At 72.1% G+C, this 25862-nt stretch carries 18 protein-coding genes and 1 tRNA gene; 14 read left to right on the top strand and 5 right to left on the bottom strand.

All coding sequences use genetic code 11. The features are described 5' to 3' along the window. Positions 1-20 precede the first annotated feature (20 nt). Positions 21-575 (top strand): type 1 glutamine amidotransferase domain-containing protein, encoded by a 555-nt coding sequence (locus tag ACA514_RS20165; protein ID WP_375042722.1) that lies wholly within the window; start codon positions 21-23, stop codon positions 573-575. Between the two features lie 107 nt (positions 576-682). Then, positions 683-2101, top strand: coding sequence for a pyruvate kinase (gene pyk, locus ACA514_RS20160; protein ID WP_375042721.1), 1419 nt, complete (start codon positions 683-685; stop codon positions 2099-2101). A 110-nt stretch (positions 2102-2211) separates the two neighbouring features. On the opposite strand, the gene ACA514_RS20155 is transcribed toward pyk, so the two are convergent. Together ACA514_RS20155 and ACA514_RS20150 are read right to left on the bottom strand one after the other, a co-directional pair. Beyond that, on the bottom strand, positions 2212-2598 hold the full coding sequence (locus tag ACA514_RS20155; RefSeq protein WP_375042720.1) for a hypothetical protein: 387 nt from the start codon (positions 2596-2598) through the stop codon (positions 2212-2214). Between the two features lie 367 nt (positions 2599-2965). Beyond that, a tRNA-Leu gene (locus ACA514_RS20150) sits at positions 2966-3038 on the bottom strand. Positions 3039-3148: 110 nt separating this feature from the next. Between ACA514_RS20150 and ACA514_RS20145 the strand changes: the two genes are divergently transcribed. The 6 genes from ACA514_RS20145 to ACA514_RS20120 all read left to right on the top strand — a co-directional run bounded on the left by ACA514_RS20145 (position 3149) and on the right by ACA514_RS20120 (position 9107). Next, positions 3149-3784: an ANTAR domain-containing response regulator gene (locus tag ACA514_RS20145; RefSeq protein WP_375042719.1), complete on the top strand. Its 636-nt coding sequence runs from the start codon at positions 3149-3151 to the stop codon at positions 3782-3784. Positions 3785-4087: 303 nt separating this feature from the next. Continuing rightward, a complete protein-coding gene (locus tag ACA514_RS20140; RefSeq protein WP_375042880.1) occupies positions 4088-5239 on the top strand; it encodes a branched-chain amino acid ABC transporter substrate-binding protein in 1152 nt (383 codons plus the stop codon). 95 nt (positions 5240-5334) lie between these two features. Next, positions 5335-6303 (top strand): branched-chain amino acid ABC transporter permease, encoded by a 969-nt coding sequence (locus tag ACA514_RS20135; RefSeq protein WP_375042718.1) that lies wholly within the window; start codon positions 5335-5337, stop codon positions 6301-6303. Further along, positions 6300-7463 carry a branched-chain amino acid ABC transporter permease gene (locus ACA514_RS20130; protein ID WP_375042717.1) on the top strand — a complete coding sequence of 388 codons (1164 nt, stop codon included), beginning with the start codon at positions 6300-6302 and terminating at the stop codon, positions 7461-7463. Before ACA514_RS20135 ends, ACA514_RS20130 begins: the two co-directional genes overlap by 4 nt. Further along, positions 7460-8269, top strand: a complete 810-nt coding sequence (locus tag ACA514_RS20125; protein WP_375042716.1) for an ABC transporter ATP-binding protein — start codon at positions 7460-7462, stop codon at positions 8267-8269. Before ACA514_RS20130 ends, ACA514_RS20125 begins: the two co-directional genes overlap by 4 nt. Further along, the gene (locus ACA514_RS20120; RefSeq protein WP_375042715.1) at positions 8259-9107 is read left to right on the top strand and encodes an ABC transporter ATP-binding protein; all 849 of its coding nucleotides are present in this window, start codon (positions 8259-8261) and stop codon (positions 9105-9107) included. Before ACA514_RS20125 ends, ACA514_RS20120 begins: the two co-directional genes overlap by 11 nt. Before the next feature lie 38 nt (positions 9108-9145). Here ACA514_RS20120 and ACA514_RS20115 read toward each other — a convergent pair whose 3' ends face one another. Together ACA514_RS20115 and ACA514_RS20110 are read right to left on the bottom strand one after the other, a co-directional pair. Beyond that, positions 9146-9712: a DUF4352 domain-containing protein gene (locus ACA514_RS20115; protein WP_375042714.1), complete on the bottom strand. Its 567-nt coding sequence runs from the start codon at positions 9710-9712 to the stop codon at positions 9146-9148. A 283-nt stretch (positions 9713-9995) separates the two neighbouring features. After that, positions 9996-10349 carry a PaaI family thioesterase gene (locus ACA514_RS20110; protein WP_375042879.1) on the bottom strand — a complete coding sequence of 118 codons (354 nt, stop codon included), beginning with the start codon at positions 10347-10349 and terminating at the stop codon, positions 9996-9998. 138 nt (positions 10350-10487) lie between these two features. Here ACA514_RS20110 and polA point away from each other — a divergent pair, with 138 nt between their 5' ends. The 6 genes from polA (at position 10488) to coaE (ending at position 19932) form a co-directional block, all read left to right on the top strand. Next, the gene (gene polA / locus ACA514_RS20105; protein WP_375042713.1) at positions 10488-13229 is read left to right on the top strand and encodes a DNA polymerase I; all 2742 of its coding nucleotides are present in this window, start codon (positions 10488-10490) and stop codon (positions 13227-13229) included. 446 nt (positions 13230-13675) lie between these two features. Continuing rightward, complete coding sequence (locus ACA514_RS20100; RefSeq protein WP_375042712.1) at positions 13676-14773, top strand: polysaccharide deacetylase family protein; 1098 nt, start codon at positions 13676-13678, stop codon at positions 14771-14773. A 244-nt stretch (positions 14774-15017) separates the two neighbouring features. Next, on the top strand, positions 15018-16511 hold the full coding sequence (gene rpsA, locus ACA514_RS20095; protein ID WP_375042711.1) for a 30S ribosomal protein S1: 1494 nt from the start codon (positions 15018-15020) through the stop codon (positions 16509-16511). 304 nt (positions 16512-16815) lie between these two features. Then, entirely contained in the window at positions 16816-18765 is a 1950-nt protein-coding gene (locus ACA514_RS20090) for an endonuclease/exonuclease/phosphatase family protein (RefSeq protein WP_375042710.1), read from the top strand. Positions 18766-18803: 38 nt separating this feature from the next. Continuing rightward, positions 18804-19295 (top strand): GNAT family N-acetyltransferase, encoded by a 492-nt coding sequence (locus ACA514_RS20085; RefSeq protein WP_375042709.1) that lies wholly within the window; start codon positions 18804-18806, stop codon positions 19293-19295. Between the two features lie 25 nt (positions 19296-19320). Beyond that, a complete protein-coding gene (coaE, locus tag ACA514_RS20080; protein WP_375042708.1) occupies positions 19321-19932 on the top strand; it encodes a dephospho-CoA kinase in 612 nt (203 codons plus the stop codon). A 41-nt stretch (positions 19933-19973) separates the two neighbouring features. Here the strand turns inward: coaE and ACA514_RS20075 are convergent, their stop codons facing one another. Further along, a complete protein-coding gene (locus ACA514_RS20075) occupies positions 19974-25856 on the bottom strand; it encodes a TIR domain-containing protein (protein ID WP_375042707.1) in 5883 nt (1960 codons plus the stop codon). Positions 25857-25862 lie beyond the last annotated feature (6 nt).

The raw sequence follows: 25862 nt of genomic DNA, 5'->3' as shown, positions 1-25862 counted from the left end.
CGAACGGGAGGTATCCCCACATGTCCACCGATCTTCAGGGCAAGTCCATCGCCTTCCTCTGCGCCCCCGAAGGCACCGAGCAGGTCGAGCTCACCGAACCGTGGAAGGCCGTCGAGCAGGCCGGCGGCACCCCGCGCCTCGTCTCCACCCAGTCCGGCCGCCTCCAGGCCTTCAACCACCTCGACAAGGCCGACACCTTCCCCGTCGACACCACCGTGGACGTCTCCGACCACACCGAGTTCGACGGCCTCCTGCTGCCCGGCGGCGTCGCCAACCCCGACTTCCTGCGCACCCAGCCCAACGCCGTCGCCTTCGCCAAGGCGTTCTTCGACGCCGGCAAGCCCGTCGCCGTCATCTGCCACGGGCCGTGGACGCTCATCGAGGCCGACGCCGTCCGGGGCCGCACCCTGACATCCTGGCCCAGCCTCCAGACGGACCTGCGCAACGCCGGGGCGACGTGGGTCGACGCGGAGGTCAAGGTCTGCGAGGGCGGCCCGAACGTGCTCGTCAGCAGCCGCAAGCCCGACGACCTCAAGGCCTTCTGCCAGGCCGCCGTCGAGGCCTTCAAGCGGTGATCCGGCCGCCATGGTCTAGACCTCTGACCTAGACCATTCGGTGAACCTTGGGCGACCGCATCCTGCACGAATATCAGTACCGGCGGGTAACTAAGTACGGTTGTGACGTGACCCGTCGAGCGAAGATAGTCAGCACCATCGGTCCCGCCTGCTCCAGCACGGAGCAGATCAACGCCCTCGTCGAGGCCGGCGTCGACGTCGCCCGGCTCAACATGAGCCACGGCGAGCACGCCGTCCACGAGGAGGTCTACCACCGGATCAGGGCGGCCGCCGAGGCCACCGGACGCGGCGTCGGCATCCTCGCGGACCTGCAGGGCCCCAAGATCCGCATCGGGCGGTTCCCCGACGGCCCCGTCCGCCTCACGCTCGGCGACGAGTTCACCATCACCACCGAGGACGTCCCCGGCACCCGCCGCGAGGTCTCCACCACCTACCACGGCCTGCCCGGCGACGTCGGCCCCGGCGACCCCGTCCTCATCGACGACGGCCGCGTCGCCCTCGAGGTCACCGCCGTCGACGGCCCCCGCGTCCGCACCGTCGTCAGGGTCGGCGGCATGGTCTCCGACAACAAGGGCCTCAACCTGCCCGGCGTCCCCGTCAGCGTCCCCGCCCTCACCGAGAAGGACGAGACCGACCTGCGCTGGGCCCTGCGCCTCGGCGTCGACCTCGTCGCCCTCTCCTTCGTCCGCACCCCCGCCGACGCCGACATCTGCTACCAGATCATGGAGGAGGAGGGCGTCCGCGTCCCCCTCATCGGCAAGATCGAGAAGCCGCAGGCCGTCGAGCTCCTCCCGGAGATCGTCGCCGCCTTCGACGGCATCATGGTCGCCCGCGGCGACCTCGGCGTCGAGCTCCCCCTCGAGCAGGTCCCGATGGTCCAGAAGCGCGCCATCGAGCTGTGCCGCGAGAAGGCCCGCCCGGTCATCGTCGCCACCCAGATGCTCGAGTCCATGATCTCCGCGCCGCGCCCCACCCGCGCCGAGACCTCCGACGTCGCCAACGCCGTCTTCGAGGGCGCCGACGCCGTCATGCTCTCCGGCGAGACCAGCGTCGGCCAGTACCCCATCGAGTCCGTCCGCACCATGAGCCGCATCGTGGAGACCGCCGAGCAGGCCACCCTGCACGCCACCCACACCCTGCAGCGCATGCCCGAGACGGTCGGCGGCGCCATCGCCCGCGCCGCCGCCGAGGTCGGCGCGATCGTCGGCGCCGAGGCCCTCGCCGCCTTCACCATGTCCGGCGAGACCGCCCGCCGCCTGTCGCGCTACCGCTCGCCGATCCCGCTGCTGGCCTTCACCTCGGTCCCCGCCGTCCGCGGCCGCCTGGCGCACGTCTGGGGCGTCGAGACCTTCATCGTCCCCCAGGTCGACCACACCGACGCCATGTTCCGCCAGGTCGAGCAGGCCCTCCTCGAACTCGGCCGGGCCCAGAAGGGCGACCGGGTCGTCGTCGTCGCCGGCTCGCCCCCCGGCACCACCGGCTCCACCAACGCCCTCCAGGTCCTCAACATCGGCGAAGGCCACTGACACCCGCGCCGGCCCGGCCGCCGGCCCGCAAGGGCCGGCCCGGCCGGCCGCGCGCACGTTGATCACCGCCGGGTCTCATTTCCACGACGCTCCGGCCACCACGTCAACCCTCAGTGCTTGGCCCCCACGAACTCATGCGGATACTCGTACCACCGATCCCCGCCCTTGAGCGGCCTCCGCACGCGGTTCATGCTCCGGCGGCCATCCGAGTGGATCAGTCCGCGGATGAACTCCTCGGTGTACTGATCCGTGATCTCCCGCTGCCACCCGGCCAGCTCGATCTTCCGCGTGTGCTTGCGCCCGGGTCCATGCTGGGGGAACAAGCACGGCCAGTGCTTTGAATGGCTGTTCACATCGATTGCTCCTGGAGCCGGGCGCCGGGCGACCTTGGATAGTGGCATGACGGTCGCCATCGCCTGCTCCGCGGCGTCGATGAGCCCGGGCCAGGCGGCACAGCAGGTAAGGGTGAGTCGATAACACCCCTTGTTCGTGGCCACGATGTGGCCGTCCCCCAGGTACAGGCCAAGCAGGTAGGCGTAGCTCTGGCCGTCAAGGAGGCGGCCGAAGCAGCGAGGGCAGTCCCTTTTGATGCGGCCGTCGGATCTTGTGAGAAGGGATTCCGCCTGTTCCGAGGGAAAACCGGCCGCCGGAGCGTGAGTTTTCTGCGCAGGAGCGGAGATCCCCAGCTTGGCCCGGCAACGACGGAGCTCGATGGCTGGTGCGGCGGGTGATCAATCAAGCTGGCGTCGGCGATCCATCTGACGCAAATGGCGGTGGAACGGTGGACGCGCATCCATCTCTGGCAGAGCAAGCCGGAATCGGCGGGGATGGGCCCGATGGAGAAGACATCGTTTTTAAGCGAAGTGCCCCGAGTGGGATTCGAACCCACACTTTATGGCTTTTGAGACCATCGCCTCTTCCGTTGGGCTATCGGGGCGTTTGTCCGTTTTGCTTGCGGTCTTCTCCCCTGCAGGGCGGGGAGGGGTGGCGGGGACCAGGGTAGCGGGTTTCGGTAGGGTCGGGGGCGTGGAGAGCGCTCGGCGAGTTGTGATCGCGGAAGACGAGGCACTGATCCGGCTGGACCTGAAGGAGATGCTGGAGGAGGACGGGTACGAGGTCGTGGGCGAGGCCGGGGACGGGGAGACCGCCGTCCGGCTGGCCGGCGAGCTGAAGCCGGACCTGGTGATCCTGGACGTGAAGATGCCCGTCCTGGACGGCATCTCGGCGGCCGAGCGCATCTCGGCGGACCGGATCGCGCCCGTCGTGATCCTGACGGCGTTCTCCCAGCGCGAGCTCGTCCAGCGGGCGACGGACGCGGGCGCGATGGCCTACCTCGTCAAGCCGTTCGCCAAGACGGACCTGACGCCGGCCATCGAGATGGCCGTGAGCCGGTACACCGAGCTGCGGGCGCTGGAGGCGGAGGTCGCCGGGCTGCAGGAGCGGCTGGAGACCCGCAAGGTGGTGGACCGGGCCAAGGGGCTGCTCCAGGAGGCGAACGGCTGGTCCGAGCCGGACGCGTTCCGGTGGATCCAGAAGACCTCCATGGACCGCAGGCTCACGATGCGGGCGGTGGCGGAGGCCGTGGTGGCGGGCGCCACCGGCGGCGCGAGCGGCGGCGCGAGCAGTGGCGGCGGGGAGGCCGCCGGCGCGGCCGGCGCGGGCGACGAGTCCCCGGCGGGCTGACTTCCTGCCCTGTCATCCGGCGCGTTGTCAAGATCCAATGCGTCCGTCCCGGACCGGCCATGGTCGGAACGCTCCGTAATCATCCCTGGCAAAACGGGGGAACCGATGGGCACAGGGGCGTAACGAAGCAATAACCCTTCGATCCGGGGGTGCTGTTCTGGGTCGGGTCGACGGTGTACGACATAGCTGGTCCCTGCGTGACCGATATCTCCTTCCGTGGATGGTCGGCGCCCGGGGCATGACTCGTACCCGATCCGGTGCGGATCCGGATGTGAAAGGTTGGGCACCTTGCGGCGCAACAGGATGAGGGTGACCGGCGCGATCGCGCTGGGTGCGGTGATGGCGCTCGGCGCCGCCGCCTGCGGTTCGGGAGACAGCGGCGGCGGCAAGGATCTGACGATCGCCTACATCGGTGTCCAGACCGGCGACAACTCCCCTGAGCTCGGTATCAACATCTCCAACGGGGTCAAGCTGGCGATCGACCAGTACAACGCCACGAACCCGAAGAAGAAGGTCAAGTTCAAGATCTACGACACCAAGGGCGACCCGGCCGTCGCGCCAGGCCAGGTCCAGAAGGCGATCGACGACGACGTCACCGCGGTCGTCGGCCCGGTGTTCTCCGGCGAGTCGAAGGCCACGGTCCCGAGCCTGGAGGAGGCGGAGATCCCGAACATCTCCCCCTCGGCCACCTCCACCGCGCTCGGCAAGAACGGCTGGAAGTTCTGGCACCGGCTGATCTCCAACGACGACGCGCAGGGCCAGGTGGACGGCGACTTCATCGTCAAGACGCTGGGCGCCAAGAAGGTCTTCGTCATCGACGACAACCAGGAGTACAGCGTCGGCCTGGCCGACAAGGTGTTCTCCGCGGTGCAGACGGCGGGCGTCACGCCGCAGCGCGACAAGATCGACCCGAAGGCGACCGACTACTCCAGCACGGTCAACAAGGTGAAGTCGGTCAAGCCGGACGCGATCTTCTTCGGCGGCTACTACAACGGCGGCGACAAGCTGCTCAAGCAGCTGCGCGACGGCGGCGTGACCGCCAAGTTCGTCTCCGACGACGGCGCGCTGGACCAGAAGCTGGTCGACGGCGCCGGCACCAAGCAGGCCGAGGGCGCGCTGGTCTCGTGCGCCTGCCAGTCGATCAACCCGTCGGCCGACAACCCGGCCGTCGCGAAGTTCATCACCGACTACAAGGCCGCGTTCCACAAGGACCAGGGCACGTACTCGGCCGAGGGCTACGACGCCACGACGGCGATCCTGGACGCCTTCAAGGCCGGCAAGACCACGACCGCGGACGTCAACGACTACCTCAAGACGGTGAACTTCCAGGGCGTGTCGAAGCCGGTCAAGTTCGCGCCGAACGGCGAGATCGAGGTCAAGACCATCTACATGTTCCAGGTGGTCGACGGGAAGCTGAAGTTCCTCGGCGACGCCTCCAAGGTCAAGCCCGAGTGAGCTAGGCCCGCCACGACGCAGGACGGACGCCGGTCCTCCGGCGCGGGGCGGGAGCGCCACAGCGCTCCCGCCCCCTCTTTCTTGAGGAACCCTCTGTGCTCCACGACTTCACATCCCAGTTCTGGGCGAACACGGTCGACGGGCTGACCGTCGGTTCGATCTACGCGCTGGTCGCGCTCGGCTACACGATGGTCTACGGCGTGCTCCGGCTCATCAACTTCGCCCATTCGGAAATCTTCATGATCGGCACGTTCGGCGGGCTGACCCTGATCCAGGTCGTCGGTTTCGACAACGGCCCCTACACCGGCATCGCGCTGGTGGGGGTGCTGCTGGCGTGCCTGGTGGCCTCGATGGTCGCCTCCGGCGGGGCGGCGCTGCTGCTGGAGCTGATCGCCTACCGGCCGCTGCGCCGCAAGGGGGCGTCGCGGCTGGCGGCGCTGATCTCCGCGATCGGCGCGTCGCTGTTCCTGCAGGAGCTGTTCGCGACGTCGGTGATCCCGCACTTCTTCGGGCACGGCGGCGGCCGCGACCCGATCCACGTGCCGGACCTGATGAAGAAGGACACGCTGTTCTCGATCGGCTCCGGGGACGTCCGCAACGACAAGCTGCTGATCTTCGTCGCGGCGATCGTGATGATGGTGATCCTGGACCGGTTCGTGAACGCCTCGAAGCTCGGCCGGGGCATCCGGGCGACCGCGCAGGACCCCGAGACGGCGGTGCTGCTCGGGGTGAACATCGACCGGGTCGTCGTCGTGACCTTCCTGGTCGGCGGCCTGATGGCGGGCGCGGCCGGCTTCTTCTTCGCGCTGCTCTACCAGCAGACGATGTTCAACATCGGCTTCATCCTCGGCATCAAGGCGTTCACCGCGGCGGTGCTCGGCGGCATCGGGAACCTGCGCGGCGCCCTCGTCGGCGGGTTCACGCTGGGGCTCATCGAGAACTACGGTGGCTCCATCTTCGGCTCCGAGTGGAAGGACGTCATCGCGTTCACGCTTCTCGTGGTCATCCTCCTGTTCCGTCCCACCGGCATCCTCGGTGAGTCCCTCCAGCAGGCGCGCGCATGAGCGACAAGACGAACAAGACAACGGACGCGGCGGAGCGGCGCGGTGCGCTCGGCTCCCCCCTGGAGCGGATGCGGTCCCGGTGGGACCTGGCGCCCGGCTGGCAGCGGTGGGCGGTGTACGTCCTGCTGATCGTCGGTGCGCTGTTCCTGCCGTACGAGGGGCTGGCGCCGGCGATGTCGCCGGAGTCGTCCTGGCAGACGATCCTGTTCTATCCGATCGGCATCTACGTGCTGCTCGCGCTGGGCCTGAACGTGGTGATCGGGTACGCGGGCATGCTCGACCTGGGCTATGTGGCCTTCTGGGCGATCGGCGCGTACACGATGGCGACGATGGCGGTGAAGCACGGGATCGGGTTCTGGCCGCTGCTGCCGTGCGGGATCGTGCTGGCGGCGGTGTCCGGGGTGATCCTGGGCGCTCCGACGCTGCGGTTGCGCGGCGACTACCTGGCGATCGTGACGCTGGGGTTCGGGGAGATCGTCCGGAAGGTCGCGGAGAACACGAACTGGCTGGGCGGCACGCGCGGGATCAACAACATCCCGCATCCGCCGAGCCACGAGGGCGTGTGGTTCGCCGGGGTGGACCTGTTCACCTACAAGATCAGGGACGCGCGGCCCTACTACTACCTGCTGGTCGCGGTGATCGTGCTGGTGGTGATCTTCTCGAAGAGGCTGGAGGCGTCCCGGATCGGCCGGTCGTGGACGGCGATCCGCGAGGACGAGGACGCCGCCGAGATCATGGGCGTGCCGACGTTCAAGTTCAAGCTGCTGTCGTTCGCGACGGGCGCGGCGATCGGCGGTGCGGCGGGCGTGGTGTTCGCGGCGAAGACCGGTTACGTGGCGCCGGCGAACTTCCCGTTCCTGCTGTCGGCGACGATCCTGGCCGCGGTGGTGCTGGGCGGCGCGGGCAACATCCCCGGCGTGATCGTGGGGGCGTTCCTGGTGGCGTGGCTGCCGGAGCGGTTCCGCGGCCTGGCCGACTACCGCGACCTGGCGTTCGGGGCGATCCTGGTGGCGATGATGATCTTCCGTCCGGAGGGGCTGATCCCGTCGAGGCAGCGCAAGGCCGAGATGGCCGAGGGCGGCGGCGGGATGGGGCACCTGGGCGCCGAGATCGACACGGCCGGCGGTCCCGGCCCGGAGGCCGAGGTGGGGAGCAGATGAGCGAGGTTTCCGGTGCCGCGGGCGGCGGGTCGGGCGGCGTGCTGCTCGAGCTGTCCCGGCTGACGATGCGCTTCGGCGGCGTCGTCGCGCTGAACGCGGTCGACCTGACGGTGCGCGAGGGCGAGATCTTCGCGCTGATCGGGCCGAACGGCGCGGGCAAGACGACGGTGTTCAACACGGTGACCGGGGTGTACCGGCCCACGTCCGGCGACATCGCGTTCGACGGCGGGCGGCTGAACGGGCTGAAGCGGTACCAGGTCACCAAGCGGGGCGTGGCGCGGACGTTCCAGAACATCCGGCTGTTCCCGAACATGACGGCGGAGCAGAACGTGCAGGTGGGCGCGGACGCGCACCACAACGCCGGGCTGATCAGCGTCACGTTCGGGCTGCCCCGGCACCGGCGGGCCGAGCGCGAGGGCAAGGCGCTGGCGCGCGAGCTGCTGGACTTCGTCGGGGTGTCGCACCGCACGCACGACATGGCGAAGAACCTGCCGTACGGCGACCAGCGGCGGCTGGAGATCGCGCGGGCGCTGGCGACGGACCCGAAGCTGCTGCTGCTGGACGAGCCGGCGGCGGGGATGAACCCGGCGGAGAAGATCGCGCTGATGGAGCTGATCCGCAAGATCCGCGACAACGGCCGGACGGTGCTGCTGATCGAGCACGACATGGGCCTGGTGATGGGGATCAGCGACCGGGTCGCGGTGCTGGACTTCGGGCAGAAGATCGCCGACGGGCTGCCCGCCGAGGTGCAGAACGACCCGAAGGTCATCGAGGCGTATCTGGGGGCTCCGGCCGATGCTTCTTGAACTGAAGGACGTGCACGTCCACTACGGCAAGATCGAGGCGCTCAAGGGCGTGTCGCTGCAGGTGGACGAGGGCGAGATCGTCTCGCTGATCGGCGGGAACGGCGCGGGGAAGACCACCACGCTGAAGACGATCTCGGGCCTGCGGACCTGCTCGTCGGGGTCGGTGTTCTTCGAGGGCGCCGACATCGGGTCGATGCCGGGGCACCGGCGGGTGCTGGCGGGCATCGGGCAGGCGCCGGAGGGCCGGGGGATCTTCCCCGGCATGTCGGTGCACGAGAACCTGCTGATGGGCGCGTACGCCCGCAAGGACGACCACTCCAAGGAGCTGGCGGAGGCCTACGAGCTGTTCCCGCGGCTGGCGGAGCGGCGCACGCAGGCGGCGGGCACGATGTCGGGCGGTGAGCAGCAGATGCTGGCGATCGGCCGGGCGCTGCTGTCGAAGCCGAAGGTGCTGCTGCTGGACGAGCCGTCGATGGGGCTGGCGCCGATGCTGGTGCAGCAGATCTTCTCGATCATCGAGGAGATCAACCGGCGCGGCACGACGATCCTGCTGGTGGAGCAGAACGCGCAGCAGGCGCTGCGGCTGGCGCACCGGGCGTACGTGCTGGAGACGGGGCGGATCGTGCGGTCGGCTCCGGCGTCGGAGCTGCTGGACGACCCGCAGGTGCGGGCGGCGTACCTGGGCGGCGACGTCGGCGGCGCGGGCCCTGCCCCGGCCGGGCCCGGCGGGGTCGCGCTGGGCAAGGCGGCGAAGGGCGGATCCGAGCAGGAGGCGTCCGAGGAGGAGGCGTCCGAGGCCGGTGAGGCGGGCGCCGCGAACGGCGCGAAGGACGCCTGACCGGGAGCCGTGCCACGACCCCGGGGCGGGGCCGCCGCTCATCGCAGCGGCAGTTCCGCCCCGGGGTCGTGCGGCAGTTCGACGCCGAGGCCGTCGGTGGGCGAGGAGTACAGCCGCAGCGCCTCGATCCGGGCGCCCTTCGGGACGTCGTACATCAGGTCGAACTCCAGGCGGTCGTGGGAGCCGAGCTCGATGTCGGTCGGCTGCCGCTTGACCCGCATCGCGTCGACGTCGGGCGGGTAGGCGCCGCGCGAGGTGACCAGCAGCTGCCGGTCGAGGTCGATCTTGTGGAAGGTGGCGTAGCGGTTCTCGGCGAGCATCCGGACGCGGGTGAAGCCGCCGAGGCGGGACGGCAGGTCGGCGTGGCTGCCGGTGATGGTGGTGAGCCCGGTGCTGAGGCCGATGGCGGCGAACACGACCTGCCCGTCGCTGACCTCGCGGTAGGGGAGCGGGTGCTCGCCGTCGCGGACGGCGCGGGCGGGGACGCGGTAGTGGTCGTCGTCGTGGCCTCCGCACGCGGACGCCAGCGGGACGAGCGGCGCAAGCAGCAGGACGGTCATCACTACGCGCCGAGCCGCCGCGCGCTGTGCCGGAAGGGGCCGCATGGCCCGCACGGTAGGACGGTGTCCGCCGCGTGCGCCAGATCATGGGACGTCCTGGGATCGTCCCGTGACATGCGCATCGTCCCGTGACATGTGTCGGGCCTGGGATCACCTTTGGGGCCGTACGGCCCTCGCGGGCGCGTGCGTTGTCTACTCGGTGATCCCAGGCCGTTCCGATCCACGCTACAGACCCCGGCCGGTCGATCGCAAAGAAAGCCGCGGATCGGGCGTTGGGGGACGGGCGGGACGCGGGCGCGGGCGGGTGCCCTGCGCGTTCGCGGCGGGGTCAGGCCGCGGGCGCGTCGCGGAGCATGCAGGTGAGGCGGGCGGTGCAGACCCGGCGGTCCCGCTCGTCGGTGATGACGATGTCGTAGGTGGCGAGGGTCCGGCCGCCGTGGGCGCGGGTCGCGACGCCGGTGACGTACCCCTCGGTCGCGGAGCGGTGGTGGGTGGCGTTGAGCTCGATGCCGACGGCGATGCGGCCGGGGCCGGCGTGCATCGCCGACCCGGCGGACCCGAGGGTCTCGGCGAGGACGCAGGAGGCGCCGCCGTGCAGCAGCCCGTACGGCTGGGTGTTGCCCTTGACGGGCATGCGGCCGACGACGCGTTCGGCGGACACCTCCAGGTACTCCACGCCCATCGCCTTGGCCAGGTCCCCGCGGGCCTCGATCCCCTCCCCGGAAAGGATCTTCGCGGCCAGGTCGTCGCGGCTCAGGCCGTCGGTGTCGCTCACTTACGCCTCCACAAAACTGTCGTACGCGCAGACTAGAGTCCTGGTGTGGCGAACACACCAGCGACCCCTGACAAGCGTGACCGGCTCCTCCTGCTCGACGGGCATTCCCTGGCCTACCGCGCGTTCTTCGCGCTGCCGGTGGAGAACTTCTCCACCACCGACGGGCAGCCGACGAACGCGGTGTACGGCTTCACCTCGATGCTCATCAACGTCCTGCGCGACGAGCAGCCCACCCACATCGCGGTGGCGTTCGACCGCAGCGAGCCGACCTTCCGGCACGAGCAGTACGTGGAGTACAAGGCGGGCCGGGCCAAGACGCCCGACGAGTTCCGCAGCCAGGTCAGCCTGATCTTCGAGGTGCTGGACGCGCTGCGGATCCCGCGGATGTCGGTCGCGGGGTTCGAGGCCGACGACATCATCGCCACCCTGTCGGTGCAGGCCACCGAGGCGGGCCTGGACACCCTCGTCGTCACCGGCGACCGGGACGCGTTCCAGCTCGTCAACGAGCACGTCACGATCCTGTACCCGGTGAAGGGCGTGTCGGAGCTCGCCCGGATGGACCCGGCCGCCGTCGAGGCCAAGTACGGGGTGCCGCCCGAGCGGTACCGGGAGCTGGCGGCGCTGGTGGGGGAGAGCAGCGACAACCTGCCGGGCGTCCCCGGCGTCGGCCCGAAGACGGCCGCGAAGTGGCTGACCAAGTACGGCGACCTCGACACCCTCGTCGCCAAGGTCGAGGAGATCAAGGGCAAGGCGGGCGACAACCTGCGCGAGCACCTGGCCGGGGTGCTGCGCAACCAGCAGATCAACAAGCTCGACACCAGCGTCGGGCTGGAGCTGACGCCGCCGCAGCTGACCATGGGCCAGTGGGACCGCGACGAGATCCACACCCTGTTCGACTCGCTGCAGTTCCGGGTGCTGCGCGAGCGGCTGTACTCCTCGCTGTCGGCGGCCGAGCCGGAGGCCGACGAGGGCTTCGAGGTCGAGCTGGACGCGCTGGAGCCGGGCGCGCTCGGCACCTGGCTGGACGCCAACGCCGGCGGGCGGCTCGGCGTCGCCGTCGCCGGGACGTGGGGCCGCGGCACCGGCGAGATCACCGCGCTCGCGCTGGCGTCCAAGGACGGGCCCGCCGTCCACCTCGACCCGGCGGAGCTGATCGAGGACGACGAGCGCGCCCTGGCCGCCTACCTCGCCGACCCCGCGAAGCCGAAGGCGGTCCACGAGGCCAAGGGCCCGATGCTGGCGCTCGCCGCGCGCGGCCTGTCCCTGGAGGGCGTCACCAGCGACACGGCGCTGGCGGCCTACCTGGCGCTGCCCGGGCAGCGGACGTTCGACCTCGCCGACCTCGTCCTGCGGTACCTGCACCGCGAGCTGCGCAGCGAGACCGAGGACTCCGGGCAGCTGACCCTGGACGGCTCCGGCGAGGAGGAGGCCGCCGAGGCGCTCGCCGTCCGCGCCCGCGCCGTCACCGAGCTCGCCGACGTCCTCGACCAGGACCTCGACAAGCGCGGCGCGACCCGGCTGCTGCACGAGGTGGAGCTGCCGCTGGTGGGCGTGCTGGCCGGCATGGAGCGGGCCGGCATCGCCGTCGACGCCGACCACCTGGCGGGCCTGTCGGCGTCGCTCGGCGGGCAGGTCAAGGAGCAGGAGCAGCAGGCCCACACCGCCGTCGGGCACGAGTTCAACCTCGGCTCGCCCAAGCAGGTGCAGCAGGTGCTGTTCGACGAGCTGAACCTGCCGAAGACCAAGCGCACCAAGACCGGCTACACCACCGACTCCGAGGCCCTCACGACCCTGCTGGAGAAGGACGGCCACCCGGTCCTGGAGCACATCCTGCGCTGGCGCGAGGTCGCCAAGCTCAAGAGCATCGTCGACTCGCTCATCCCGATGGCCGACGACGCCGGCCGCATCCACACGACCTTCAACCAGATGATCGCCGCCACCGGGCGGCTGTCGTCCACCGACCCGAACCTGCAGAACATCCCGATCCGCACGGCCGAGGGCCGGCAGATCCGCGAGGCGTTCGTGGTCGGCACGAGCCGCGGAGCGTCCGGGGGGTCTGGGGGGTCGTCCCCTCAGAAGGAGTTCGCCTACGAGTCGCTGCTGACCGCCGACTACTCCCAGATCGAACTGCGGATCATGGCGCACCTGTCGGAGGACGAGGCGCTGCTGGAGGCGTTCGGGACCGGCGCCGACTTCCACACCATCACCGCCTCCCGCGTGTTCGGCCTGCCGCCCGAGCAGATCGACTCGGAGCTGCGCGCCCGCATCAAGGCGATGAACTACGGCCTGGCGTACGGGTTGTCGGCGTACGGGCTGTCGCAGCAGCTGCGGATCTCCCCGGACGAGGCGCGCGGCCTGATGGAGGAGTACTTCCAGCAGTTCGGCGGCGTCCGCGACTACCTGCGGAACATCGTCGCCAAGGCCCGCCAGGACGGCTACACCGAGACGATCCTCGGCCGCCGCCGCTACCTGCCCGACCTCAACTCCGACAACCGGCAGCGCCGCGAGATGGCCGAGCGGATGGCGCTGAACGCCCCGATCCAGGGATCGGCCGCCGACATCATCAAGGTCGCCAGCCTGAACGTCGACCGCGCGCTGCGCGAGGCGGGCCTGAAGTCCCGGATGCTGCTGCAGGTCCACGACGAGCTGGTGTTCGAGGTCGCCGCCGGCGAGCTCGACGAGCTCACCTCGCTCGTCCGCGACCAGATGGCGGGCGCCTACGCGCTGCGCGCCCCGCTGAGCGTCTCCATGGGCACCGGCCGCACCTGGCAGGACGCTGCGCATTGATGCAATCCCGGCCCAAGGGGCTCGCCTGGCGGCTCGTCCCTTGACCCTGCTTGGGGCGAGCGCGGCCTCGCTTCGCGAGCTTCCCGGTGGGGGCTCGCCTTCGGCTTCGACCCCACCGGTCAGGTAACGCGCTCGCGTGACGGCCGTCGGTGTTGTCGCTGGTCATCAGGGTGTTCGGTGCCCCGTGCCCGGCTGGGCGCGGGGCATCTTCTCATGCCTGCTGTGGGCGGCCTGCGGGTGGGGTGTCCGGGTTTACCGGGGGGTTTCACACTTGGTGTGATGCGGGGCGGCACTGGAGTGGTCTGTGGAGATCATTCGGGTACGCCGGTGGGTGTCCGTTGATGTCCGGGGGGTCGTACGCTGTCCCCCTGGTCCTGTTCGGGTCTACCGGCGGGGGAAACGTGCCTCTCCTTCACAAGATCGCTGGAGTTGTGGTCGTCTGCGCCGTGATCCTGGGACTGACGTTGCCAGGGGAGCGGCGCGAGCGCGGCAAGGGCGCCACCGCGGCGCAGGCCGGGGCGACGGCGCGGGCGGCGCGCGACGAGCGCGCGGCCGCGGCCGGCCGCCCGTCCGGGCCTCCGGCGCCGGGCGCCCCGGCGGCGTCCGCGAGCGCGCCGGCGAGCGCGGCGGTGCCCGCGCGGCTCGCGGCGGCGGCGCCCGCGGCGGTGCAGGCCAAGGCGGACGAGCTGGGCCAGATCCCGGTGCTCATGTACCACCGGATCATGGTCAAGCCGCAGCTGTCGCTGGACCGCTCGACCAAGGAGCTGTACGACGAGCTGACGCGGCTCGCCAAGGGCGGGTACGTGCCGATCACCGCGGCCCAGTTCGTCAAGGGCTGGATCGACGTGCCGGCCGGGAAGCACCCGGTGGTGCTGACCTTCGACGACAGCACGCCGGGGCACTTCGGGCTGGACCCGCAGGGGAACCCGAGGCCCGACACGGCGGTGGGGGTCATCGAGCAGGTCGCCCGGGAGAACCCGGGGTTCCGGCCGGCGGCGACGTTCTACCTGAACAAGGACCTGTTCGGGATGGACGGCGTGCAGGCCGGGGCGGGACTGAAGTGGCTCGCCCAGCACGGGTACGAGATCGCCAACCACACCATGTCGCACCCCGACCTGTCGCACCTGTCCAAGGACGAGGTGTACAAGGAGATCGGCGGCATGGAGGACGAGATCGTCAAGGCGACCGGGACGCACACGACGACGTTCGCCTACCCGTTCGGCGTCGCCCCGCACAAGGCGGCGTGGGCGGAGAAGAAGGACGGCTCGTACGCCTTCCAGGGGATCTTCCTGGCCGGGTGGCGGCCGTCGATGTCGCCGTTCGACGCCAAGTTCGACCGGTGGGCGATCGACCGGGTGCGGTCCGAGGGCAAGATCAAAGAGGACGACTGCAAGCAGTACTGCTCGACGGCCTGGCTGGACTACCTGGACAAGCACCCCGATGAGCGGTACACCTCTGACGGAGACCCGAACACGGTGACGTTTCCCAATATGCTCGAGGACCGGCTGGGCAAGCCGTACCGGGCCTGGGCGCGGGTCTACTGAGCGCGCGCCGGCCGGCGGCGCGCGCACCGGATTGACCAGGGGCGCCGCGTCCCATATCCTGATCGCTGCGCTGTGGGCCTGCGCGCGCTTCGGACGGAGCAGGCTCGCGCTCGGTCAGGTCGGCGACATCGGTTCGGTTCACTGACGCGGTCACCACCGCGTTCCTTCCGGTTCTCGGCAGGGCGGACGGCCCTCCGCGCACAACCCATACGACTTCCATGTCCGTACCGGAGCCAGCCGACACATGACGAGCAGCACCGAGGCCACCTCGACCACCCCGCAGGTAGCGGTCAATGACATCGGGTCCGAGGAAGCCTTCCTCGCGGCGATCGACGAGACCATCAAGTACTTCAACGACGGCGACATTGTCGAGGGCACTGTCGTCAAGGTCGATCGTGACGAGGTCCTCCTCGACATCGGCTACAAGACCGAGGGCGTCATTCCCTCGCGTGAGCTCTCCATCAAGCACGACGTCGACCCCAACGAGGTCGTCACCGTCGGAGACCACGTCGAGGCCCTCGTCCTCCAGAAGGAGGACAAGGAAGGCCGTCTGATCCTGTCCAAGAAGCGCGCGCAGTACGAGCGCGCCTGGGGCACGATCGAGAAGATCAAGGACGAGGACGGCATCGTCACCGGCACGGTCATCGAGGTCGTCAAGGGCGGCCTCATCCTCGACATCGGCCTGCGCGGCTTCCTGCCCGCCTCGCTGGTGGAGATGCGCCGCGTGCGCGACCTGCAGCCCTACGTCGGCCGCGAGCTCGAGGCCAAGATCATCGAGCTGGACAAGAACCGCAACAACGTGGTCCTGTCCCGCCGCGCCTGGCTGGAGCAGACGCAGAGCGAGGTCCGCCAGACCTTCCTCAACACCCTGCAGAAGGGCCAGGTCCGCAAGGGCGTCGTCTCGTCGATCGTCAACTTCGGCGCGTTCGTCGACCTCGGCGGCGTGGACGGACTGGTGCACGTCTCCGAGCTGTCCTGGAAGCACATCGACCACCCCTCCGAGGTGGTCGAGGTCGGCCAGGAGGTCACGGTCGAGGTCCTGGACGTCGACATGGAGCGCGAGCGCGTCTCCCTGTCGCTCAAGGCGACCCAGGAAGACCCGTGGCAGCAGTTCGCCCGCACCCACCAGATCGGGCAGGTCGTGCCGGGCCGCGTCACCAAGCTGGTGCCGTTCGGCGCGTTCGTCCGCGTCGAGGAGGGCATCGAGGGCCTGGTGCACATCTCCGAGCTGGCCGAGCGCCACGTGGAGATCCCCGAGCAGGTCGTCCAGGTCGGCGACGAGATCTTCGTGAAGATCATCGACATCGACCTCGACCGGCGCCGGATCAGCCTGTCCCTCAAGCAGGCGAACGAGGGCGCCGCCAGCATGGAGGAAGAGGACTTCGACCCCACGCTGTACGGCATGCCGGCGGAGTACGACGAGCAGGGCAACTACAAGTACCCCGAGGGCTTCGACGCCGAGACGGGCGAGTGGCTGCCGGGCTTCGACGAGCAGCGCGAGACCTGGGAGCGGCAGTACGCCGAGGCGCGCACCCGCTTCGACGCGCACCGCAAGCAGATCGAGGAGGCCCGCAAGGCCGAGGCGGAGGCGGAGACCGGCGGTCCCGCCGCCACCACCACCGGCGGCGGCGGCGAGACCTCCTACTCCGGCGGCGGCGAGAGCGAGTCCGGCGGTGGCGCCCTGGCCACCGACGAGGCGCTCGCCGCGCTGCGGGAGAAGCTGTCCGGCGGCCAGTGACCCGTCACTGACCGGCGCGCACGCCCAGGCGTGCGCGCGGCGGCCGGCCACCCGCCGGCCACGCCCGTCCGGGCGGCGGCCGGGGGTCCGGGCCCGCCCTGAGAGGTTGTACTGGCCACGGCCGGAGCGCGATCTGCGGATCGCCTCCGGCCGTGACCGGTTTCACCCTCCGACGTGACCGGTTCCGCTCGTGTCCGGTTCCGCCCGCACGGTGCCCGCCGGGGCCGTAGAGTCCCCAGGGGCCCAGAACCGCCCGCCGCACACCCCCCGTAGGTCCGCTCGTCCCCCGGGAGCACTCGTTCAATTGGCCAGCACAGAGGTAGGTACCAAGACCGGCGGCCCGGCAGCGCCGGGACCGTCGATCGTCCCGCAGGGCCCGGCACGGCTGACGCTCATCGCCACCACCGTCGCGGTGCTGGCGCAGACCCTGCGCTTCTCCCTTCCCCAGATCGACCACTTCGCCGACGGGACGGGCACCGGCCTTGCCGCCGCCGTCGTGGCGGTGGTGTACCTCGCCGGGTTCGCCGCCCCGCTGATCCGGCGCGCCGCCGGCGCGCGGGGGCTGCTGCTCGCGGGGATCGGCGGGCTGTTCGCGGTCCGGCTGCTGGCGCAGGCCGTCGCGCCGCAGGCCTGGCTCGCGTTCGCCGCGACCGCCATCGGCATGATCGCGGTCGCGGCGCTGTACGAGGGCGCCCGCGGCCTGTCCGGCGTCGGGTTCGCCACCGCCACCGTCGCCGGGCTGGCCGCCGACGCGGCCGTGCGGATGTGCTTCGCCACCTGGGACCCGGTCTGGCGGGCCGGGGTCTGGCCGTGGCTGGTCTGCCTGGTGTTCGTCGGCCTCGGCGGCGTGGCCCTCTACCGCGAGCTCGCGTCCGGAGCCGTCGCCGCGCCGGGCATCACCTGGCGGGACGCCCTGGGCGCCGCGGCGTTCGGGCCGTTCCTGGCGCTGCAGGTGCTGGTGCTGTCCAGCCCTGCGTTCGTCGCGTCGTCCGGCTGGATGTCGCTGACCGCCGCGCACGCCACGATCGTCGTCGGGCAGGGGCTCGCGCTGGCGTTCCTGGCCTCCGGCCTCGCCGTGCGGGCGGTGCCGGGCGGGGTGTGCGTGCTCGGCGGCACCCTCCTCGGAGTCGGCGCGGGCGCCGTCGCCGGCACCTACGCGGTCTCCGGTGTCGAGGTCGTGCCGATCGTGGTCGCCGGGCAGGTGCTGGCGGCATGGCTGCTCGCGGTGGCCTGCCGGGCGCCGCTACGCCGCGCCGGGACCGGCGGCCCGGTCTGGCGGATCGACGCCGCCGCGGCCCTCGGCGGCCTGCTGGTCGCGGTGGTCCTCGTCCCGTACCAGGTCAGCGCGGTGACGCCGCTGCCGTTCCCGAACAACCTGCTGCCCGGACTCGCCGGGATCCTGCTCGGCGCGCTCGCCGCGATCGCGGCGGCCCGGGGCGGCCCGCTGCCCGCGCGGGCCCCGCTGCGGGCCCTCATCGCCGGGGGCGCCTCGCTGGTGCTGTTCGCCGGCACGCTGGTGTTCACCGTCGCCGCCCCCGACGGGACGGCGCGGGCGGGAACGCCCGGGCAGGTGCGGCTGCTCACCTACAACGTCCACGACGCCGTCGACCAGCACGGCCGGCTGGACCCCGAGGGGATCGCCCGGACGATCGAGGCGCAGCGCGCGCAGGTCGTCCTGCTGCAGGAGACCGGCCGCGGGTCGCTGCTGTCGGGCACCACCGACGTCGGCGTGTGGCTGTCGCGCCGCCTCGGCATGAAGCTGATCTGGGGCCCGGCCGCCGACGGGCAGTTCGGCAACGCGATCCTCACCTCGCTGCCGGTGAAGGGCTCCGGCACCGGCCGGATGGCGAAGGACGACTGGTCGCAGATCCGCGGCTACGTGTGGGCGCGGCTCGGCGTCGGCGGCACCACCATGGACGTGTGGTCCACGCACCTGGAGGTCGGCGAGGACAAGTCCGAGGAGCGCTCCCGGGAGGTCGGGGCGCTGCTGCGGGCGTGGGCCGGCGCTCCCCGCACCGTCATCGGCGGCGACTTCAACGCCGGGCCCGACAGCCCCGAACTGGCCGACATGAGCACCGGCACCGACCTGCGCAGCGCCGCGCTCGGCGGCGACGCCTCGCCCACCACCGCCGACGGCGAGCGGATCGACTGGATCTTCGGGTCCGACGGGGTCGTCTTCTCCGACCACGAGGTGGTGCGCTCGGACGCCTCCGACCACTATCCCGTCGCGGTCACCGTCCGGGTCGGGACGTGACGGCGCCCGCGGGCGCCGGGCCCGCTAGGGTCGGGCGCATGAGCGAGCCGACGGTCTCGGTCGAGCCGGTGGCCCCGGCCGACGCCGGAGAAGTACTGACGCTGCAGCGCGCCGCCTACGTCACCGAGGCGCAGCTGTACGGCGACCCGTTCATCCCGCCGCTGGTCGAGTCGCTGGAGCAGATGCGCAAGGTGCTGGAGGGGGACGCGGTGGTGCTGAAGGCGGTGCTGGACGGCCGGCTCGTCGGTGCCGTCCGCGCCCAGTTCAGCGACCACACCTGCCTGGTCGGGCGGCTCGTCGTCGCGCCCGACATGCAGGGCCGCGGCATCGGCGGACGGCTGATGCGGGCGCTGGAGGAGGCCGTCGCCGGCCGCGCCGACGCCTGCGTGCTGTTCACCGGGCACCTCAGCGAGGGCAACCTGCGCCTGTACCGGCGCCTCGGCTACGCCGAGACGCACCGCGAGCGGGTCGCCGGGCACCTGACGTTCGTGCACATGCGCAAGACCCTCATCCCCGCCGAGACTTCCTGAAACCCGCGACCGCTAGGGTGGGCGCGTGCTGAAAGTGGGACTCACCGGCGGGATCGGGTCGGGCAAGAGCGAGGTGTCCGCGCGGCTGGACGAGCGAGGCGCGCTGGTCATCGACGCCGACAAGATCGCCCGCGAGGTGGTCGAGCCGGGCACCCCGGGCCTCGCCGCGGTCGTCGCCGAGTTCGGCGAGGACGTGCTGCTGCCGTCCGGCGCCCTGGACCGGGAGAAGGTCGGCCGGATCGTGTTCGCCGACCCGGACCGGCTCGCCGCGCTCAACGCGATCGTGCACCCGCTGGTGGGGGAGCGGATGCAGGAGCTGATGGACGCCGCACCCGCCGACGCGATCGTCGTCTACGACGTCCCGCTGCTGGCGGAGAACGGCCTGGCCGGCATGTACGACGCCGTGGTGGTCGTGGACGCCCCCGAGGAGACCCAGCTGGACCGGCTGACGTCCCGCCGCGGCATGACCGAGGAGGACGCCCGCGCCCGGATGGCGAACCAGGCCACCCGCGAGCAGCGCCGCGCCGTCGCCACCCACGTCCTCGACAACTCCGGCACCCTCGACGACCTGAAGTCCCAGATCGACGCCCTCTGGCAGACCCTCACCCACCAGGCCGCCGCCCGCGAGCAGGCCTGAGCCGGGCCGATAGCCGCTGGGCGAGGTCCCTGGCCGGGTTGCTAGAGGGCCGCGTCCATGGGGAGTTGGCGGACTTCGCGGAGGTAGGTGTCGAGTTCGCCGGGTTCGAAGCGGCACATGCCGACGGCGTACCAGAACTCGGCGGTGGCGTTGCCCTCCCACTTGTAGCGGCCGTCGGGGGCGAGCGCGGCCCAGCCCTCGGCGAGGCCGAGGAGGGTCGCGCGGCGCGCGGGGGCGGACGGGTCGGTGACGTCCCACAGGATGATCGCGCCGTCGTCGCCGGCGGAGGCGAGCTGGGTGCCGTCCGGGCTGAACGCCAGCGACCAGACGCGGCGGGTGTGGCCCGTGAGGGTGTGCAGCAGGTCCCCCGTGGCGGGGTTCCAGAGGCGGACGACGAGGTCGTCGCCGGCGGTGGCGAGCATCTCCCCGGACGGGTGGAACGCGGTGGTCCACAGGCGTCCGGCGTGGCCGCGCAGCTCGTGCAGGGCGTCGCCGGAGGCCGGGTTCCACAGCCGGGCGGTCCCGTCGTTGCTGGCGCTGGCGAGAAGGCCGCCGGACGGCGCGAACGCCACCTGGTAGACGCGGTCGGTGTGGCCACGGAACGCCCGGACGAGCTCGCCGTCACGGGGGTCCCAGAGCCGGACGACGCCGTCGTCGCAGCCGGTCGCGACGGTGTCGCCGCCGGGGTGGAAGGCGATCGAGCGGACCCGGCCGCGGTGGTCGGCGAGGTTGACGATCTCGCGGCCGGTCGTCCAGTACCAGAGCCGGACGCTGTCGTCGTCGTTGGCGGTCGCGAGGACGTCGCCGCCGGGGGCGAAGGCCTGCGCCCACACGTGGTCGGTCTCGACGTTCAGCTCGCGTTCGAAGGCGCCGGTGCCTGCCTGCCAGAGGTGGACGCCGCCGTCGTTGGTGGCGGTGGCGAGCTGGGAGTCGCGGTCGTTGAACGCGGCGGAGGTGAGGTTGTCGGCGACGCCGCGCAGTTCGCGGATCAGGCGGCCGGTGCGCGGGTCCCAGAGCCGGACCAGGCCGTCGTTGCCGCTGGAGGCGAGCAGCCCGCCGTCCGGGCTGAACGCGACGCCGGTGACGCGGCGGCCGTGGCCGCGCAGCACCACCCGGCACTGGCCGGTCTCGGCGTCCCACAGCCGGGCGGTGCCGTCGTTGCTGCTGGTGGCGAGCTGGTGGCCGTCGGGGCGGAAGGCGAACGGCCAGACGGCGCCGCGGTGCCCGGCGAGCTCGAGGCGCTGCCGGCCGGTCTCGGCGTCCCACAGCCGGACGGACCCGGCGCTGTCGGCGGTGGCGAGGCGGCCGCCGTCCGGGCTGAACGTCGCCTGGTAGATGCCGCCGGCGTGGCCGGAGAGGGTGGCGCGGTGCCGGCCGTCCTCCCACAGCCGGACGGACCCGTCGGTGTCGCCGGTGACCAGCAGGTCGCCGCCGGGGTGGAACGCGATGGCGTAGACGCGGCCGGTGTGGCCGAGCAGCTCCTGCCGGATCTCGCCGGTGCGGATGTCCCAGAGCCGGACGACGCCGGCCTCGTCGCCCGCGGCGAGCACGGAGCCGCCGGGGTGGAACACGGCGCGGAACACCGCGCCGCGGTGCCCGGTCAGCTCGCGCCGCAGCGCGCCGGTGGCGAGGTCCCAGACCCGCAGCGTGCCGCCCGCGTCGCCGGTCACCATGAGCGATCCGGCCGGGTCGAAGGCGGCGGTGTAGACGGGCGCGGTGTGCCCGGCGAGGTCCAGCCGGTGCTCGCCGGTCGCGGCGTCCCACACCCGGATCGTCCCGTCGGCCGCGCCGGCGGCGACGAGGACGCCCCCGGCGGGCGCGCGGCCGCCGACGACGACCGGCCAGACCCCCTCGGGGTGGACGGTGAGGGTGTGCGCGCACCGTCCGGTCGCGAGGTCCCAGAGGCGGACGGTCCCGTCCGCGGACCCGCTGGCCAGCAGGTCGCCGGCGCGGTCGAACGCGACCGCGTAGGCGCGGTCGCGGTGGCCCTGCAGGGTGCGCAGCGGGGTGCCGGTGACGGCGTCGCAGACCAGCACGCCGCCGTCCTCGCTGCCGACGGCCAGCACGGACCCGCCAGGGCTGTAGGCGAGCGGCTGCGGCAGCCGGCTGGTCTGGAAGTGGAAGCCGTAGGGGACGCCGACGGCGGCGGGCGCGACCTGGATGTCGATGGGGCGGCCGGGGACGATGGCGGCCTCCCGGAGCTCGGGGGCGGCGGCGATCCGGTCGGGCAGGTCGGCGTCGACGAGCGCGGCGCGCGTCCAGCGGCTGCCCTCGACGGCGGCGTCGCGCAGGTCGGCGCGGGCGAGCCGGGCCCGCGACAGGTCGGCGCCGCGCAGGTCCGCGCCGGTCAGCCTCGCCTCGTCCAGCCGCGCGCCGGCGAGCGAGGCGTCCCGCAGCACCGCGCGCGACAGGTTCGCGCCGACCAGCTGCGCGTCGGTGAGGTCGGCGCCGGTGAGGTCGACCTCCTGCAGGTCGCGGTAGGACAGGTCCTCGCCCTGGAGGCGGGCGCCGCGCAGGTCGGTGCGCGCCGGGGTGCGCAGCCGGGTGGTGACGCGGATGGCGTTGGCGCGGGCGACGTCGTCGGCGGCGGGGTCGGCGAGCACGCCCGCGGCCCAGTCCTGGCAGGCGCGGGTGTCGGCGAGGTCGCACAGGAAGTCGACGGTGAGCTGCGACAGCGCCCGCCGGCCGAGCGCCGCCGGGGCGGTGCCGCGCGCGAACTCGCCCGCGATGTGCCGGGCGACGAGCCACTCCATCACCGAGCCGTGGATGAACCCGAACAGGCCCTCGTCGGTGCGGACGAGCAGGCTGCCCGCGCCGACGGCGTGCGTCACCTGGTGCGGCGACAGCCGTCCCTCGGCGAGGCCGGTGAGGGTGTCGGCGACGTCGGCGAGCTCGGCCAGCCGCAGGAACTGCTCGTTGCCCTCCCACAGCCGCAGCGCCAGCGTCCCGACCGCCTCCCACATGTCGTCGGTGCCGAGCCCGGTCGGCCCGCCGCCGCCGCGGACCCGCTCGGCCTCGTACGCCAGCCACGACGACAGGATCTCGTGGTAGAGGTCGGCGGGGCTGACCGTCGTGCGGGCCTGCGCGACGGCGCGCAGCCGGTCCTCGGGCAGGTCGGCGATGAAGCTCAGCATGCGCGGGTTGGACGTGAGCGCGAGAAGCTCCTCGATGCCGGACAGCAGGCCGAGGCGGTCCTCGGCGACCTGCTCGTCGCCGTACCGGTTCACCAGGTAGGAGCGGACCTGCCGGGGCGTGAACTCCTCCAGCCCGAGCACCCGCCGGTGCGGCAGCACCCCGACCTTCTCGCCGAGCGCGGTCAGCACCTGCGCCTGCGACTTGAAGTGCTGCGTGCGGCTCGCCACGACGATCTTCGCCTTGTCCTGCGCGGCCTGCAGCAGGGTGTCGAGGTGGTCGGCGGCCTGGTCGTAGGTCACCCGCGTGACCAGCTCGTCGAACCCGTCGAACAGCAGCACGATGCGGCCCTGCCGCAGCATGTAGTGGAACGCCTTGAGGTCGATCAGCTCCTCGCCGTGGTTGGCCAGGTGCGCGGCGACGAGGCCGTCCACCGAGTGCGCCTTGTCGAGCGCGCGCAGCTCGATCAGGATCGGGACGACGTGCGGCAGCTCCTCGGGGATGCGGCGCGCCAGTTCGCGCAGCGCGAACGTCTTGCCGCGGCCGAAGTCGCCCAACAGCAGCAGGAACCGGCCGTGGTCGGCGGCCAGCAGCCGCAGCATCTCGCCGACGACGTCCTCCTCGACGCCGACGCCCTCCGCGGGCTCCTCGCTCGGCGGCGGCTCCGCGCGGAACCGGTCCAGCTCGCGGAAGCGCTGCGGGACGTACAGCGACGGCGGATACAGCCCGCCCGCCGACAGCCGCCCGGTCTGCGCCGACACGTACTCCGACAGGTCCAGCAGGCCCTGGAACTCGGTGAGGCTGCGGACCCGGATGCCGCGGCGCAGCGCGTCCGCGCGCAGCGAACGCGGCGGCGCCGGCCCCAGGTACACCAGTTCGGAGCCGTGGTCGGCGCCGTCGGCGTGCACGTGCCGCACGAACGCGTCCACGTCCGCCTCGGTCACCTGCCCGACGTGCGCGCCGATCCGGTACTGCCGGACGAACCCGTCCTCCAGATGGGTGAGCAGCAGGTGGGGCGGGTCGGCGCGGCCGTCCTCGCCCGCGTCCCCGGAGAGCCGCGGCGGGACGACGCGCCGGATCGTCGCGCGCTCGAACCGGGTCTCGCACGCCTCGGTGAGCCGGTCCAGCAGCCGGGCCGTCGGATCGGGCGCGGGATCGGCGGGGCCGTCCGCGAGCCCGCCGCCGCCCAGTTCCGGTATGGGAACGGACGGCCCGGGAGGCGTCGTCCGCGCGCGCGGCGGGAACGTTCCCTCGACCTTCGGCCAGGAGATCTCCAGGCGTTCGGGGCCGCGCCGTGCGGCCTCCTCGGGGATCCACCGTTCGAGCCCGTCCGGCCGCAGGACGACGGTCTGGTGCCGCCCGGGGCCGAGCGCCGGAACCGAGGGGACGCCGGAGCCCAGCAGGGGCATGGCGCCGAAATCGGACTCGGTGCCCTGGAAGAACAGGTTCAGGTGGCCGCCCAGGAGCGTCTCCACCGTGTCGGGATCGCGCAGCGCCCCCGGCTCGCCGGCGATGGGCGTGTGCTCGACCGCCCCCAGCCGCAGCCAGCCCTCGTCCTCGAAATGGCGGAGCCGCTCGTTGAACCAGGCGGCCTGCGCCTGCCCGACCCGCCCGTACCGGTCCTCCTCGCGGTGCGACTGCGGCAGCGTCGAGTTGAGCCCGGCCACCGCCACCTTCAGGTCGGGGACCGGGAACAGCGTCCACGGCTGCGCGCTGTCGAAGATCAGCGAGTCCAGGCCCTGGTAGAACTCCTTGAACAGGTTCGCGAAGTGCCGCCACTTCGGCCAGTACGGCGGCTGCGGCTCGATGTCGTCGGCCTCGCAGCTGGAGAAGTAGGCCTGGCAGGCCGCCTTCGTCACGTCGTGCGTGCCCGGCACCAGCACCACGCGCTGCGCCTCCAGGCCGAGCAGCGCGCGCAGGCCGGTCAGGAACGACAGCGCCTCGGCGAACTCCTTGCGGCTGCCGGAGTGGGTGAGGTTGCCGGTGACGACCAGCAGGTCGGGGCGCGGCACGCCCGCGTCGGCCAGCCGCGTCACATCGCTCCAGATGCGGTCCTGCAGCTCCGCCGCCGACGTCGGCTCGCCCGGCTCGGCGAGCGTCCGGCCGAACCGCGGGCCCGACACGTGCAGCACGCTCACGTGCTCGCGGGGCGCGTCGCCGCCGCGCGCGGACGGGAACGCCGGCGCCGCCACGGGCGCGCGCCGCGCCGTCCGCTCGCCCGCCGGCTCCGGTCCGCCCGCCGCTCCCTCGCCCGATCCGGCGCCCTCGACGCGGCCCACGATCGCCGCACGGCGGCTCTCGGCGCCCGGCCCGACCCCCGGGAAGCCCGGGCCGTCCGAAGGGCGCGCGTGGCCGGCCAGCGCCTCCTGGATGCGCCGCATCAGCAGCCCCCGCGCCTCGTCCGGGTCCTCGACGCCGACGAGGTCCACGTACGTGATCGTCGACAGCAGCCCGTCGATCGGGCAGTCCTCGATCCGCACCGTGACGAGCTTGCGGGCCGGGTCGTCGGGATCGGCCCGCAGCGCCGCCATCCACTCCAGCCGCCCGTACCGCGAGCGCAGGTAGTTGCGCGACAGCACCGCCACCACGGCCTTGGCCTCCGACAGCCCCCGGTCCATGAAGTCGATGAAGTTCGTGCCGGGCACGAAGTCCCACGCCTGCATCATCGTCCGGTGCCCGGCCGCCTCCAGCTGCCAGGCGATCCAGGACGCCCACCGCTCGTCGGCGGGGGAGTAGCTGACGAAGAAGTCGGTGGGACGCTCCTGCCGTGGGGGGCCGCCGGGGGGAGTCATGCGCTC

It is taken from the genome of Actinomadura sp. NTSP31, assembly GCF_041951385.1.
GTDB classification, from domain to species: domain Bacteria; phylum Actinomycetota; class Actinomycetes; order Streptosporangiales; family Streptosporangiaceae; genus Spirillospora; species Spirillospora napierensis.
Note: the sequence above shows the minus strand (reverse complement) of the source record. Positions and strands in the feature narration are given on the sequence as shown.

Coding starts and splice junctions, on each gene's coding strand:
- ACA514_RS20165 (WP_375042722.1), top strand. CDS start 21: ATGTCCACCGATCTTCAGGGCAAGTCCATCGCCTTCCTCTGCGCCCCC.
- ACA514_RS20140 (WP_375042880.1), top strand. CDS start 4,088: ATGAGGGTGACCGGCGCGATCGCGCTGGGTGCGGTGATGGCGCTCGGC.
- ACA514_RS20130 (WP_375042717.1), top strand. CDS start 6,300: ATGAGCGACAAGACGAACAAGACAACGGACGCGGCGGAGCGGCGCGGT.
- ACA514_RS20125 (WP_375042716.1), top strand. CDS start 7,460: ATGAGCGAGGTTTCCGGTGCCGCGGGCGGCGGGTCGGGCGGCGTGCTG.
- ACA514_RS20120 (WP_375042715.1), top strand. CDS start 8,259: ATGCTTCTTGAACTGAAGGACGTGCACGTCCACTACGGCAAGATCGAG.
- ACA514_RS20115 (WP_375042714.1), bottom strand. CDS start 9,712: ATGCGGCCCCTTCCGGCACAGCGCGCGGCGGCTCGGCGCGTAGTGATG.
- ACA514_RS20110 (WP_375042879.1), bottom strand. CDS start 10,349: ATGGGCGTGGAGTACCTGGAGGTGTCCGCCGAACGCGTCGTCGGCCGC.
- rpsA (WP_375042711.1), top strand. CDS start 15,018: ATGACGAGCAGCACCGAGGCCACCTCGACCACCCCGCAGGTAGCGGTC.
- ACA514_RS20085 (WP_375042709.1), top strand. CDS start 18,804: ATGAGCGAGCCGACGGTCTCGGTCGAGCCGGTGGCCCCGGCCGACGCC.
- ACA514_RS20075 (WP_375042707.1), bottom strand. CDS start 25,856: ATGACTCCCCCCGGCGGCCCCCCACGGCAGGAGCGTCCCACCGACTTC.